General features: G+C 37.6%; 15 protein-coding genes, 1 tRNA gene and 1 riboswitch. Of the genes, 12 read left to right on the top strand and 4 right to left on the bottom strand.

The genetic code is table 11. From position 1 onward, the window contains the following. Positions 1-333 precede the first annotated feature (333 nt). On the bottom strand, positions 334-888 hold the full coding sequence (locus FG390_RS07555) for a TraR/DksA C4-type zinc finger protein (RefSeq protein ID WP_141190427.1): 555 nt from the start codon (positions 886-888) through the stop codon (positions 334-336). A 411-nt stretch (positions 889-1299) separates the two neighbouring features. Here FG390_RS07555 and FG390_RS07550 point away from each other — a divergent pair, with 411 nt between their 5' ends. After that, positions 1300-2292 carry an aldo/keto reductase gene (locus FG390_RS07550; RefSeq protein ID WP_141190426.1) on the top strand — a complete coding sequence of 331 codons (993 nt, stop codon included), beginning with the start codon at positions 1300-1302 and terminating at the stop codon, positions 2290-2292. A 697-nt stretch (positions 2293-2989) separates the two neighbouring features. Beyond that, entirely contained in the window at positions 2990-3859 is an 870-nt protein-coding gene (locus FG390_RS07540; RefSeq protein ID WP_373681542.1) for a YitT family protein, read from the top strand. 73 nt (positions 3860-3932) lie between these two features. On the opposite strand, the gene FG390_RS07535 is transcribed toward FG390_RS07540, so the two are convergent. Continuing rightward, positions 3933-5147 (bottom strand): multidrug efflux MFS transporter, encoded by a 1215-nt coding sequence (locus FG390_RS07535; RefSeq protein ID WP_141190424.1) that lies wholly within the window; start codon positions 5145-5147, stop codon positions 3933-3935. A gap of 176 nt (positions 5148-5323) precedes the next feature. On the opposite strand from FG390_RS07535, the gene FG390_RS07530 reads away from it, so the two are divergent. Further along, positions 5324-6214, top strand: a complete 891-nt coding sequence (locus FG390_RS07530) for a LysR family transcriptional regulator (protein ID WP_141190423.1) — start codon at positions 5324-5326, stop codon at positions 6212-6214. Between the two features lie 72 nt (positions 6215-6286). Beyond that, positions 6287-6430, top strand: coding sequence for an acid-soluble spore protein N (locus FG390_RS07525; protein WP_141190422.1), 144 nt, complete (start codon positions 6287-6289; stop codon positions 6428-6430). A gap of 146 nt (positions 6431-6576) precedes the next feature. Here FG390_RS07525 and ybaK read toward each other — a convergent pair whose 3' ends face one another. Then, the gene (gene ybaK, locus FG390_RS07520; RefSeq protein WP_141190421.1) at positions 6577-7059 is read right to left on the bottom strand and encodes a Cys-tRNA(Pro) deacylase; all 483 of its coding nucleotides are present in this window, start codon (positions 7057-7059) and stop codon (positions 6577-6579) included. Positions 7060-7288: 229 nt separating this feature from the next. Here ybaK and FG390_RS07515 point away from each other — a divergent pair, with 229 nt between their 5' ends. Further along, positions 7289-7888 carry a nitroreductase family protein gene (locus FG390_RS07515; protein ID WP_141190420.1) on the top strand — a complete coding sequence of 200 codons (600 nt, stop codon included), beginning with the start codon at positions 7289-7291 and terminating at the stop codon, positions 7886-7888. A 666-nt stretch (positions 7889-8554) separates the two neighbouring features. On the opposite strand, the gene FG390_RS07510 is transcribed toward FG390_RS07515, so the two are convergent. Then, the gene (locus FG390_RS07510; protein WP_141190419.1) at positions 8555-9421 is read right to left on the bottom strand and encodes a cation diffusion facilitator family transporter; all 867 of its coding nucleotides are present in this window, start codon (positions 9419-9421) and stop codon (positions 8555-8557) included. Positions 9422-9722: 301 nt separating this feature from the next. Here FG390_RS07510 and FG390_RS07505 point away from each other — a divergent pair, with 301 nt between their 5' ends. The 7 genes from FG390_RS07505 (at position 9723) to FG390_RS07475 (ending at position 13562) form a co-directional block, all read left to right on the top strand. Next, positions 9723-9839: a YfhE family protein gene (locus tag FG390_RS07505; RefSeq protein WP_141190418.1), complete on the top strand. Its 117-nt coding sequence runs from the start codon at positions 9723-9725 to the stop codon at positions 9837-9839. Between the two features lie 155 nt (positions 9840-9994). Continuing rightward, positions 9995-10070, top strand: a tRNA-Ala gene (locus tag FG390_RS07500). 229 nt (positions 10071-10299) lie between these two features. Next, positions 10300-10566, top strand: coding sequence for a hypothetical protein (locus FG390_RS07495; protein ID WP_141190417.1), 267 nt, complete (start codon positions 10300-10302; stop codon positions 10564-10566). A gap of 109 nt (positions 10567-10675) precedes the next feature. Beyond that, positions 10676-10791, top strand: a riboswitch (TPP riboswitch). A gap of 90 nt (positions 10792-10881) precedes the next feature. Next, the gene (locus tag FG390_RS07490) at positions 10882-11502 is read left to right on the top strand and encodes a thiamine phosphate synthase (RefSeq protein ID WP_181406420.1); all 621 of its coding nucleotides are present in this window, start codon (positions 10882-10884) and stop codon (positions 11500-11502) included. Positions 11503-11546: 44 nt separating this feature from the next. After that, the gene (thiS, locus tag FG390_RS07485) at positions 11547-11750 is read left to right on the top strand and encodes a sulfur carrier protein ThiS (RefSeq protein WP_141190415.1); all 204 of its coding nucleotides are present in this window, start codon (positions 11547-11549) and stop codon (positions 11748-11750) included. Between the two features lie 2 nt (positions 11751-11752). After that, the gene (locus FG390_RS07480; protein ID WP_141190414.1) at positions 11753-12523 is read left to right on the top strand and encodes a thiazole synthase; all 771 of its coding nucleotides are present in this window, start codon (positions 11753-11755) and stop codon (positions 12521-12523) included. Then, a complete protein-coding gene (locus tag FG390_RS07475; RefSeq protein WP_141190413.1) occupies positions 12516-13562 on the top strand; it encodes a ThiF family adenylyltransferase in 1047 nt (348 codons plus the stop codon). The genes FG390_RS07480 and FG390_RS07475 overlap by 8 nt, the downstream gene beginning before the upstream one ends. Positions 13563-13678: the final 116 nt, after the last annotated feature.

Raw genomic sequence — 13678 nt, 5'->3', positions numbered from 1 at the left:
GGGGTATTTTTTGAATTATTGCGTTTTGAAGAAATAGGCCAATTCCTTTACCATATAACCAAGGTTAAAAGAATTAATGCATTCAATCAAAAGAAAAATCGCCTTCCCATTAAGGGATGACGATCAAAGGGGGGAGAAGATTTATTCACATTCAGTATTAACACAACTTAAAATTTTATACATTATTTTGCAATTTCCTCAAAAATTGGCTCACAGTTTGTGGGCACTACCTCTCTATTCATACGGATTCAAGATCCGTACCTCCATTAATTCCTCATATTATTCCTCTTTTATTAGCTTATTGAAGTTTGGTGTTCCGGTTCACCCTACTTTCTATAAGCTATTTTTTTTAGTTAATTTATGATTGTCATTCACATCTCCATCTATTGGTTTATCTATTTGTTTTGGGCGTTCAATCTCATTGTGGGATTCCGTTTCTTCAAATGTCACCGATCTTGAGTCCTCTACTTCACCTATGGGTTTCTCGAAGTGTCCTTGTGGCTTAGCATTTAACTGTTCCTCGATAGGTGTCAGTTGATTTACTTTCTCTTCTTCTTCAACGAGCCTTTTTGTATAAGGTATTGCTTTTAGCCTCTCAAATGGAATCGGCTGACCGGTTTCAATACATGTTCCGTATGTCCCGTCATCGATTCTCTTTAACGCATCATTAATTTCTTTTAATTGCTCTCTTCTATCCATGTTCTGGGCTATCTGCATTTCTCGATCAACCATTCCTATGGTTGAATCTGCGAGATGATTGTCAATAGACGTTAGCTCCCCTGTATCATCTTTAACCGAATCCAATTCTTCTATTGAATTTTTCAAGTCATTTTTCATATTTATTAAATCTTGCTGTAACTCATCTATTTGATCTTTACTTAGACTCATTTCTTTCAACTCCTTAAAAAGTTTCTATTTTCATTCCCTAACAAGTTGAGATGTAAACAAGTCCTCTAGTTTGATCATTTATCCATCTTAAAGAGCAGGAAGAGCTCCGCCAAAAGGATAATTTGATATTAAATAAGCATAGCATGAAAGAAAGCCGAACTGATTGAAATTTCACCTTATTAACCGACGATCTGGAAGCCTTTTTGCTTTAACATCAATAATTGGTTTTATATAATTAAGATAATATTTATTATTAATGGGTTTAATCATATTTTATTTGGGTATATAAAATATGTATTATGTCTATTTTGTCATTACTTGTTTAAGTTTTTATGTATGACCAAATCTTACATAATGTTAGTTAATAGGCATAGACCATTTTGTAAAATCTAAAAGTTGAGGTGAATAGCTTTGGAACAAACCAATATTGGAAAAACAAACCTTCAAGCATCACGTATAGCGCTAGGTACCTGGGCTATCGGCGGAGCTGGATGGGGTGGTTCTGATGATGCAGAATCCATTCGAACGATTCACACAGCATTGGATAATGGAATTACCTTAATTGATACGGCACCTGCTTACGGGGCTGGACATTCAGAAGAAGTGGTAGGGAAAGCCATTAAAGAATATGGAAAACGTGAAGATGTGGTGATCGCTACAAAGGTAGCATTAGAATATGAGAGAGATAACGCGAGAAATGCATCAAAGGAACGCATTAAAAAGGAAATTGATGAATCATTGAAACGACTTCAAACGGATTACATTGATATCTATCAAGTCCACTGGCCAGATCCTCTTGTCCCTATCGAAGAAACAGCTGAAGCAATGGGTGAATTATATCAAGCGGGAAAAATTAAAGCCATCGGTGTAAGTAACTATTCAATTGAGCAAATGGAGGCATTCAGAAAAATAGCCCCTCTTCATACTATTCAACCTCCATATAATTTATTTGAAAGAGAAATAGAGAAAGACATCCTGCCTTATGCAGAGGAAAATGAAATATCAACCTTGTTATATGGAAGCTTATGTCGGGGCTTACTATCTGGAAAAATGTCAAAAGACCGTAAATTTGGTAAAGATGATTTAAGAAGTGGAGATCCTAAATTTAACGGATCACGATTTGACCAATATTTAGCTGCGGTCGAAGATCTAAAAAAATTAGCTCAAGAACGTTATGGGAAATCAGTTCTCGCTCTAGCGGTCCGTTGGATTCTAGATCAACCGGGTGCCAGTATTGCTCTTTGGGGAGCACGCCGTCCTGATCAAATTAGCCCTGTTAACGAAGCAATGAATTTCAAATTAGATAAGGAAACCCTAAATGATATTGATTTGATCATCAATAAACATGTTAAAGAACCTGTTGGACCTGAATTTATGGCTCCACCTGATCGTGAGCATAGATAAAATGAAACTTCCACCAGTGGGGATTTTTCGACGCACAGGATGTGCTAGTGCAGGCGTTGCGACAGGACGTCGCGTTTTTAGCCTGCGTCATCCCCACTGAGGGTAAGCCTGAACCAATCGGACCTTTACGGGCAGTTGATCCCCCTCCTATCTTCTTTGAATTCTCAGTATCTTGAGATGGGGGTCTTTACTAGCCGTTAAGGCGGGATAAAATAAAGTCTATCAAAGTAGTGTCATCGTCACTACTTTGATAGCATTTTCTTATTCTATAGCTTTTTAAACCTACATGTTTCTACCTCAATTCAACCTTTAATATTCTTCTTACTTGCATTTATCATACTTATATTTAGCTTATAAACTTACATAATAAAACGCACCCTATAAATACGTGTTCAAAAAGGTGACAAATGAAAAGGATTACTGGCTAAGTACGCTGGCATCCTGCCAGAACGCCAGTACTAGCCCATCCTGGGCGTCGGAAGATCAAGGCGGCGCTGTTTTGAGGACCGGAATGTAGGTTTTTGCTACATGAGGACCGGAAAAACAAGTGGGCGTCGAGATTCGTAGCTTATCATTTGGTGACTTTTTGAACAATCTCTATGACATTATAATTTGTATTCATGGTATGATTTATATATAGATGCTTTGTCGTTCAATAAAAATGGAGGGGTTTACACATATGGAAACGATACCGCAAATGGAAAAGATCAAACATAAAGGGCTCACACTTCCTCAAATATTAATGCGCGTCCTTTTCATTATTATAGGTGTCACGCTAGAAGCTGTCGCATTAGAGGTATTTCTTGTACCCAATCATATCATCGATGGTGGCATCGTCGGTATTTCGATTATGTTATCACATCTCACTGGATTACAATTAGGTATCTATTTATTCCTTTTAAATTTACCTTTTTTCTTTGTGGGGTATAAACAAATGGGGAAAACATTTACAATTACATCCATTATCGCTACAACATTACTTGCCATTTTAACCACTCTATTTATTCCTGTTCCAAGATTCACAGATGATCTATTACTTGCAGCGGTTTATGGCGGAGTTATCTTAGGGATTGGAGTTGGTCTTGTCATTCGTTATGGAGGATCTTCGGATGGAACGGAGATACTTGCTGTTTTATTCAATAAAAAAATTCCTTTTTCGGTAGGTGAAACCGTTTTATTCTTTAATATCTTTATTTTAGGAAGTGCTGGATTTGTCTTTGGTTGGAATTACGCGATGTATTCTCTTATTGCTTACTTTATCGCCTTCAAAATGATTGACATAACGACTGAAGGACTGGATTCTTCAAAATCTGTATGGATCATTAGTGATTATTCAGAAGCTTTAGGGGATGCCTTAAACGATCGACTTGGTCGAGGTGTAACCTATCTTAGTGGTGAAGGCGCCTATTCTGGAGATAAAAAACGAGTCATCTTCACTGTCATTACTCGAGTTGAAGAAGCAAAACTTAAAAATATTGTCAGTGTGATTGACCCTGATGCCTTTTTAGCTATAGGTGATATACATGATGTTAAAGGTGGGCGTTTTAAGAAACGAAACATTCACTAATACACTAATAAAAATGGCGTGACTGTATTATTTTACATACAATCACGCTTTTTTTACTAAATTCTTTAATAATTTAGGAGTGGACTTCTTTATGGCTGTGTTGGTAATGGGACATTATAACACTCGAGTAAACAACCCAGCCTGCGTTTATAAGTAATAAAGCACTTGTGATAAAGAAAACATACTTGATACCAAAAATTGCAGCTAATTGTCCTCCTAAAACGGCTCCACCTAAAGTACCGAGATATTGAGCAGATTGGTTATAACCGAACAAACGACCAGTAATGGAGGATGGGCCCATTTTTTTGACAATGGTATTAATACAAGGCAAAAGTCCAGCTGTTGCTAACCCTAATAAGAATCGGAATATCATGAGTTCCCAAGGATTCGTGGAAAAAGCTTGTGGTATAAAAACAAGACCAGCAAAGATTAAACAATATAAAAGGACTTTACGCGGTCCAACTCGATCAGATAATTTCCCAAGAAATGGAGCTGCTAATACACTGGCAAGACCTGATGAGGCAACCACTAATCCGGATATCATTTCGACATGACTTAAATTATGAGATAGTTCCTTAACATACACGGTAATAATAGGCTGAATCGACATATTAGCTAATTGAACCATGAAAGTTGTCACAAACATAGAAATAAGCATCAAACTATTTGGAATCATCTTCCTTATTTCATGAAAACTTGGTGATGAATTTTTGGGTTGCTTAAAATCCTCTTTAATAAATAAGAGACTTGCAAGAAAAGCCACAATTAAAAGGAAACCTGTGTCAAAAAACACATTACGGATACCCCAATAATCAGCTATAAAGCCACCTATTAGTGGACCTAACAAAGATCCGCTTACACCACCGGTAGATAAGACACCTAACGCCCAACCCGCTTTATGTTTTGGCGTTTGCGAGGCAACAAGAATGACGGCTGATGAAATAAATCCAGAAACTGTTCCCATAACAAAACGAAGAGCAAACAGCTCATAGACATTTTGTACAAAACCCATTAACACGATCACAATGGCCATCCCTAAACTCGCACGAAGAAGCATCGGTTTTCTACCATATTTATCTGCAAGTTTCCCCCATAAGGGTGAAACAATAGCAGAAATAAGAAAAGTTGATCCAAAGATCAGACCTGCCCATCTCTCTACTGATGCAGTATCATGAACGCCAAGGTGTTCAATATAAAAAGGGAGGAACGGAATAATTTGACTCATCCCTGCTGCTGTGACAAACGTACCAAACCAACAGATATATAAATTTCGTTTCCACATGGACATTTTAAATACACCTTCAATTAAATGACTTACAAACATTATTTTCACATTATATATCATAAAGGGAATGACTCATTTAAACAAATATATATATTGTTATAATATAATAGGATGAATCCTATGAGTAATTCATCGTTATGAAATTTTAAAACTCATTTTTATCCCTAAGAGGTGTTGATATGGAACTGTTACAGTTATATTATTTTAAAACAGTCGCTCAATTTGAACATATGACAAAAGCAGCAAAAGAGCTTTCGATTGCCCAACCTTCATTAAGCCAAACCATTTCTAGACTAGAAAAAGAACTTGGTGTTCCGTTATTCGATCGAAGCGGACGTAAAATTAAATTAAATCAGTATGGTCAGATTTTTCTTCACAAAGTTGAACAAGCTCTATTGACTTTAGAAGAAGGGAAACGTGAAATTAATGACATGTTCCATCTAGAGCATACCTATCTGACCCTATCAGTGATGCGTACGCCCATCATCCCGGATTTATTACGCGAATTTCGTTTAGATCATCCTTATATCCGGTTCCGTGTTAAGCAACTTTCTCACCAAAAAACATTACAACAACTTGAATCAGGAGATATTGATCTTAGTATATCTGCATCGACTTTCAAAAACGCAAATATTGATTGGGTTAAGTTATTAGAAGACGAGATTGTCCTCGTCGTCCCCATTGGTCATCGATTAGCTAACCGTTCGTTTGTCAAACTAGACGAACTCAAAAATGAGCCATTTATATTACGATCACATGGTGTCTTCCGTAATTTATGTGACCGCTTTTTTAGACAGTCCGGTTATCTTCCAGATGTCGCTTTTGAGGTTGACGATCCATTGTCTATCCGTGGATTAGTCAAGGCAGGTTTAGGTGTCACCTTTTTTTCAACACTTACCCTTAGAACTCTTAAAGATCCAACACTCATTGCCATCCGTATTGATGAGCCTAAATGCTCTCGCTCCATCGGTTTATCATGGAATAAAGAACGATACCATTCATCTATTGCTAACACATTCCGGCAATTTGTGATCGATTACTTCTCTAGATTAGCTCCACCTTCAAGCTAACTCTGTTGAATAGAAATAAAGTGATCGGTCATATTAAGAAGGGGAAAAGATAAAAATAGGAGTGAGACAACTTTGAGTAATCCTAAAAGACATCCTGAAAAATTCACACCCGATCATTTAGGTGAACAGTCGGTTAGAGCACACAGTAATAAAGGACTGCAAATGGCGAACAAAAGTAACGAAGAGCCTCAATATATTCCGCCAAAAGGAAAATGAAACCTTAACGAAAGGACAACTCGTCCTCTAAACAAAACAAAAAAAGAACAAGGAATAGCCATCATCATTCACGCTATCTTCCTTGTTCTTAATATATATTTAGATTAATTATGAATAAAACATATCACTTTCACTGTAGCTTTATCTTATTTTGTTATAGCTTCTACTTGACCATTTGTTACTTTAATTAAATCTGTTAATTTTAATTGTATTTGTAGACCTATTTTCCCACCACTAACAACGATTTGTTCGAACTGATTTGCATGATCATCAATAAATGTCGGGTATCGTTTTTTCATACCAATAGGTGAGCATCCTCCTCTTATATAACCCGTTGTTTTCTGTATATCTTTTACATGTAGCATTTCTACTTTCTTTTCACTAGCAGCCTTTGCTGCCTTCTTTAAATCCAACTCTTCCTCCACTGGAATAATAAACACATAGATCCCATTATGACCATGAGTGACTAATGTTTTAAATATTGTTTTAGGATCTTTACCTACTTTGTGAGCAACTGAGATTCCATCAATCTTACCATCACTCACATCGTATGCTGTTACTTGATACTCTATATTCTCAGCATCTAATAACCGCATGGCGTTGGTTTTTGCGATTTTCTCTTTTGGCATATCCATATCCCCCAAACTTACCGACATCTTTTCACTTAGTTTACCACGTACACCCTAAGAGAATCATCAAAATGATCTTTATTTGATTCATACATCAAATAAATGAGATATGGGAAACATGATTTAAGAAGGTTCAAGTCTATTTCTTTGACTATGAATCATTTGTAAAATATAATTACTTTGAATTAGAGATATATTAATTCATAATTTATTATTTGGAGGTTTTTAAATGTCAAACGATTTTACAAAAGCAATAAAAGAAAGACGTTCTTATTACGGTATCAGTAAAACACCTGTTATCTCTGATGATAAAATTATTGATCTTGTTAACGAAGCCGTAAAATACTCCCCTTCATCTTTTAATTCACAAAGCGCTCGCGTACTTGTTTTATTAAATGATCAGCATGATAAATTTTGGGATATGACGACGGACATATTACGAAAAATGGTTCCAGCAGATTCATTTGAACCTACGAACGAAAAAATGCAATCTTTCCGCAATGGTCAAGGAACGGTTCTCTTCTTTGAAGACCAAAAAGTTGTTGAAGGTCTTCAAAATCAGTTTCCTTCTTATGCCGATAACTTCCCTTTGTGGTCTCTTCAATCCTCGGGTATGCTCCAATATGTTGTGTGGACATCACTCGAAGCTGAAGGACTTGGTGCTTCACTTCAACACTATAATCCGCTTGTTGATGAACAAGTGCAAGCAGAGTGGAACATTCCTTCAACTTGGAAATTAATTGCTCAAATGCCATTTGGTAAACCAACAGCGGAACCTGGCGAAAAAGATTTCCAACCTCTTGAAGAACGCGTGAAAATTGCAAAATAAAGTAAAACTTCCAACAGTGAGGGTTTTTCGACGCACAGGATGTGCTAGTGCAGGCGTTGCGATAGGTCGCCTGGTTTTTAGCCTGCGTCATCCCCCACTGTTGTTAGCCTAAACAATCGGGCTTTTACGGACAGTAACCCTCGCCTAGACATGCTTGTTTACAGTAGAGGTCGTAACTAGCCGTTAATGAGGGATAAGTAAGGAGGACTTAAGAACCGGGCAAATCGAGCCCGGTTTTTTTGCACTTTAAGTAAGTGTTCAAAAAGGAGGCAAATGAAAAGGGTTACTGGCTAAGTACACTGGCATCCTGCAAGAAACGCCAGTTACTTGCCCGTCCTGGGCGTCGGAAGGCTAAGAGCAGAGCAGTTTTCTTTGGACCGGCATTCCACGTGATGTGGTAGCTTCAGGCGCCAGCGTGAGCGGTTTTAGCCAGAGATCCTCTTGTATCCGCTACATGAGGACCGGAAAACAAACGGGCGCCGAGATTCGTAGCTTATCATTTGGTGACTTTTTCAAGCAACCTCATAAAGTGCAACTAGGCCTCTGTTCTCGCGCCTTATAGGCCCCGCAATCGGCAAGTTTTCTTTAGCTCATAAAACCCTCTCCTTTTATGATAAATATAAAAGGCTTTACTCTCCTCTATTAGAAAGTAAAGCCTTAATATGGCTATTTTGGCTCAATATGTACATGGGCTTCATAAACACCATGCTGATGGGATAGTTCATTCTCCACATTTGTGGCAATGTCGTGTGCATCACGAACGTCCAAAGTTGGATTTACTAGGATGACCACATCTACAACAGGATTATTCCCATAATTCCTTGCTCGAATATTTTTTACAGAAAGGACTCCAGGAACATGCATAATCGCATTTTTATAAGATTGGAGCTTATTCTCATCAAACCCATCCGTTAAATATTTTACAGCTTCTTTAAAAATGTCAATCCCTGTTTTACAGATTAATCCACCCACTAGTAGAGCTGCAACAGGATCGAGCCATGGGAGGTTTAATTGGGATCCAAGTATACCAACAGCTGTTCCAATACTGACCCATGCATCCGATAAATTATCTTTTGCAGCCGCCATGACTGATTGACTTTGAATTTTTTGAGCTAATTTTTTATTGTAACGATAGACGCCATACATCACGATCGCACAAAAAATAGCCGTCCATGCAGATAGAATGTCCGGTGGTTTTACTTCCCCGTGAAACAATGACTTTATCGCTCCATACAAAACTTGCAACCCGACGACAAGCATGATAAATGAAGCCACCATCGAAGCGACTGTCTCCGCTTTCCAATGTCCATATAGATGATCATCATCGGCTGGTTTTCGAGCAATTCTTAATCCAATAAGTACTGCAATTGATGCTATAATATCGGTTGTATTATTTAAACCGTCCGCTCTTAAAGCTTCCGAATGAGTAAAATAAGCGAGAATGAGTTTAATTCCTGAAAGAAAGAGATACGCAATGATACTAATAATAGCCCCGCGTTCGCCCATTTTTAAATTGTGATATTGTTGCTCCATGCCACTTCCTCCATTCCCTCCTCTTCAATCATAACAGTTACAAAGCGAGTGAGTCTATAGCAATCATTTTTGTTCATTCTACAATTATAACAGCACCGAAAAAATGTTTCACAAAGCCAAATTTCGTGTCACATTAAAAATAATACCCTTTTCCATCTATTACTGCTTAATATAGTCAGTATTTCCTATATGACATATTTTAGTGCTAGTCAAATTTCCCAACGAAAGTTTTAAAGCTCAGCGCAATGGTTATGATAAATATAAAGGATATCATTAAATTGACAAGAAAGGGTGTTGTAAAATGAAAAAAACTAAAGAAGAAACACTAAGACATTCCCTATCTTCCATGCAAGAAGTCAAGTATATAAGAGACTTCAAACGAGCAGATAAAGCGTCCCGTGTAAAAGATAAAGGATAAAACCTATTTTATCACAGAACAAATTCCTATTATGAACAACAACTCCTTTCCAAAATTTTTTGGAAAGGAGTTGTTGTTTTTGACGCGAATGAATTAAAATGCATATTGACGGTTTCCATTTTGTTTGATATATTACTTTTTGGAAAAGAAATCTTGGGGCATTAGCTCAGCTGGGAGAGCGCTACGCTGGCAGCGTAGAGGTCATCGGTTCGATCCCGTTATGCTCCACCAAAAAAAGCCTATAATAACGCGGTTCCTACAAGTTGGGATACCGCGTTTTTTATATGCATCAGAGTCACTTGCAAACCAAACCTCTAATGAAATGATGTGATATTCAACACCTTTTTTTGGGGTTATTTTCTACATATGGTACTATGGTATTTCCTTATTTTGATGAACATATTTATGAAAAATCAAAGCAAAATATATGCGTATCACAAAAAAAGGAGGTCAAAACAACATGCAAAACCAAAACTTTAGTCTAACTGGAACTATTCTTCCTATATTAGGCGCTGTTGGTACAGGAGCATTAACTTATATGTGCATTCAAAACATGCAAAATGGACAACAACCTTTCCAACAACTTGGACAAACTGTTCAAAATGCTGGACAACAAGTCGGACAGACCGTTCAGCAAGCCGGGAAACAAGCTGGTAAAATGGTATCCCAACCTTTAGATACAGCTGGAGAAACTATAGGTAAAATTAGTAAAAATATCACTCAATAATTAATTAATTCCCTCTTCCAGATAGGAAGAGGGATTATCATTTTAAAAATCATTGATTTATGATTACATATGGATTATAATGGAATCACCTTTAAGTTAACAAAATAATATGAAGTACTAGGGGTGCCCAGTAAGTGCTGGGCTGAGAGAGAAACCGATTAAGTTTCTTAACCCTTAAGACCTGATCTAGTTAGTACTAGCGTAGGAAAGTATGTATATGGTTATTTAAACATGTTGTTTAGAACATGCATGGTTTAATGGCCCAGGTCTTTTTTTGACCTGGGCCTTTTTCAATTTATCAAAGAGGGTGTCTATTTGGAGTTACATGTATTAACAACAGGAACCCAGTCACTCAATCACGTTGTTCAGCATATCCGTTATTTAGTGCCTTATTTTGATTATTTTCATATTCGTGAAAAGCATCGTCCTAAGGAAGAACTTTCAAAGTGGATTGAGACTTTTTTAGAAGCCGGCATCCCTGCTAACAAGATTATAATGAATAACCATATTGATCTTGCTTTGGCTTATCAATTAGGCGGGGTTCAATTACCTGAATCTATACATATTCCACCTACATTGAAACAAGAAGCACCACATCTCAAGGTTGGTTCTTCTGTACACTCCGCTATGCAGGCACAGGTGAAAATGGATCAAGGTGCAGATTATCTCCTTTATGGCCATGTTTTTGAAACAAGTTGTAAACCAGGATTACCAGCACGTGGACTTTCAGAATTCAAAAAATTGACGCAACTTGCGCGAGTACCAGTGATCGCCATTGGTGGTATAAACCCTTCAAATATTTCAATGATCCGCGAAACAGGAGGGGCAGGTATAGCCGTCATGTCGGGCATTTTGGGAGCTCCTTCACCGCTTGATCAATGCAAAATCTACTATCAAACGTGTAAAGGAGAGATTTACGAGACCAAAATTCGATAAAGCCTTAGATATGAAGAGTCGTGAAACATTAAGGAGGTGAACGGATGAAAGTAACGATAAATGGTCAGGAGGTTCAGCTGCCAGAACAGGTACAGACTATCTCAGGTATTCGAAAACATTTTAACATTGAACAGGCATTAACGATCATTGAACAAAATAAAAAAATTGTTGATAAAAATAAGTACGATTCTCAGGCCCTTTCAGATGGGGATCGTATTGAAATTGTTCATTTTGTTGGAGGGGGATAATTATGCTGAAAATTGGAAATCAAACATTTGAATCACATTTTTTATTAGGAACAGGTAAATTTCCTGATTTTAAAATTCAAAAACAAGCCGTTGAAGTTTCAAAAGCGAATATTTTGACGTTTGCACTTAGAAGAATGAATGTTTTTCAACCAGATCAACCTAACTTCCTAGAAATGTTAGACGTGGACAAATATACGTTGTTACCAAATACAGCCGGAGCGTCAACAGCGGAAGAAGCGATCCGAACGGCACATTTAGCCAAATCATCTGGATTATGTGATATGGTCAAAGTCGAAATCATCGGAGATGCACGGACCTTATTACCCGATCCACTCGAAACATACAAAGCTTGTGAAGTCCTTTTAGAGGAAGGCTTTATTGTATTACCCTATATCTCAGATGACCTTGTATTGGCTAAGCGATTAGAAGTGCTTGGTGTTCATGCGGTGATGCCCGGTGTTTCACCGATTGGTTCGGGACAAGGGATATTAAATCCGACGCAATTACAGCTGATCATTGAAACGATAAATATCCCTGTGATTGTCGATGCAGGGATTGGCTCACCAGCTGATGCCGCTTTGGCGATGTCACTTGGTGCTGACGGTATTTTACTTAATACAGCCGTTTCTGGAGCAAAAGATCCTGTGAAAATGGCAAACGCCATGCGGTTAGCTATTCAAGCAGGTCGTCTTGGCTATGAGGCGGGGCGTATTGACAAAAGAGAGAATGCTGTCCCAAGTAGTCCGGTTGAAGGATTGAGCGTGAGTGAATAATCGATATGATCGTCAAGTACGCTTTGATGGGATTGGAGAGCAAGGACAAAAAAAGATATTAATGAAGCATGTAGGAATTATAGGTGCAGGTGCATTAGGTACACACGTTGCTGAAACGTTAATTCGTGCTGGTATTGGCTATTTAAGTATTATTGATCGGGATTATGTTGAATATAGTAACTTGCAAAGACAATGTCTCTATACAGAACGTGATGCAGGGGAAGTACTTCCTAAAGCCGTTGCTGCAAAAAAGCATTTAGAACAAATTAATCATAACGGTCATGTCAATGCCATTGTAGGTGAATTAAGTGGCAAGTTGTTTTCTGATAAATTTTCCACATGCGATGTGATTGTTGATGCAACTGATAATTTTGAAACAAGATTACTACTAAATGATTTGGCGATAAAATATAAAATACCGTGGATTTTTGGTGGGTGCTTAGGTAGTAAGGGTTTAACTTACACTATCATTCCTGATGAAACCCCTTGCCTTTCTTGTCTCATGAACCACATGCCCTTTTCTAATGATAGCTGTGACCTATCTGGGGTCATTGCTCCAATCGTCGAGTGGGTGGCAACCCAACAAGTCGTTGAGGTCTTTAAACTATTAGTCGAGGACCATACAGCATTAAGAGGTACCTTACTGTATGAAGATATGTGGACGAATGAACATATATCAATGAACGTCCAAACTTTAAAGAACCCACTTTGTCTATCTTGCGGTCGGCATCGGACGCATCCTTATTTATCTGAATCGAAAAAAAGATATCGTACCTCTGTTCTTTGTGGAAGAGATACAGTACATATTCGACCAGAGGAGAACATGAAGCTTGATATGTCATACATGAAACAAATGCTGATGAAAGATGAACTACCATGTGTTGATAATGGTTTCCTGTTGCATACGTGTATAGATGGCCATCGGTTAATTCTTTTTCAAGATGGTCGTGCACTAATCCATAATACATCTGACATGAAATGGGCCATGAAACTATATATGGAAGTTATTCGGAAAGGTAGAACGTGCTTGACTGAATAAAAGGGGAAAACATGATGTTTTCCTCTTTCTTGTTTCTTCTATTGACGCTATATCCTATATCAACTCACATTTAATCATCTTTTTATTTCGGTTATCATACATTAACTTCAAAAGCC

Origin of the sequence: Terrilactibacillus laevilacticus (assembly GCF_006517395.1) — a bacterium.
In the GTDB taxonomy this organism is placed as follows: domain Bacteria; phylum Bacillota; class Bacilli; order Bacillales; family Sporolactobacillaceae; genus Terrilactibacillus; species Terrilactibacillus laevilacticus.
This window is presented reverse-complemented; position numbering and strand designations above follow the sequence as displayed.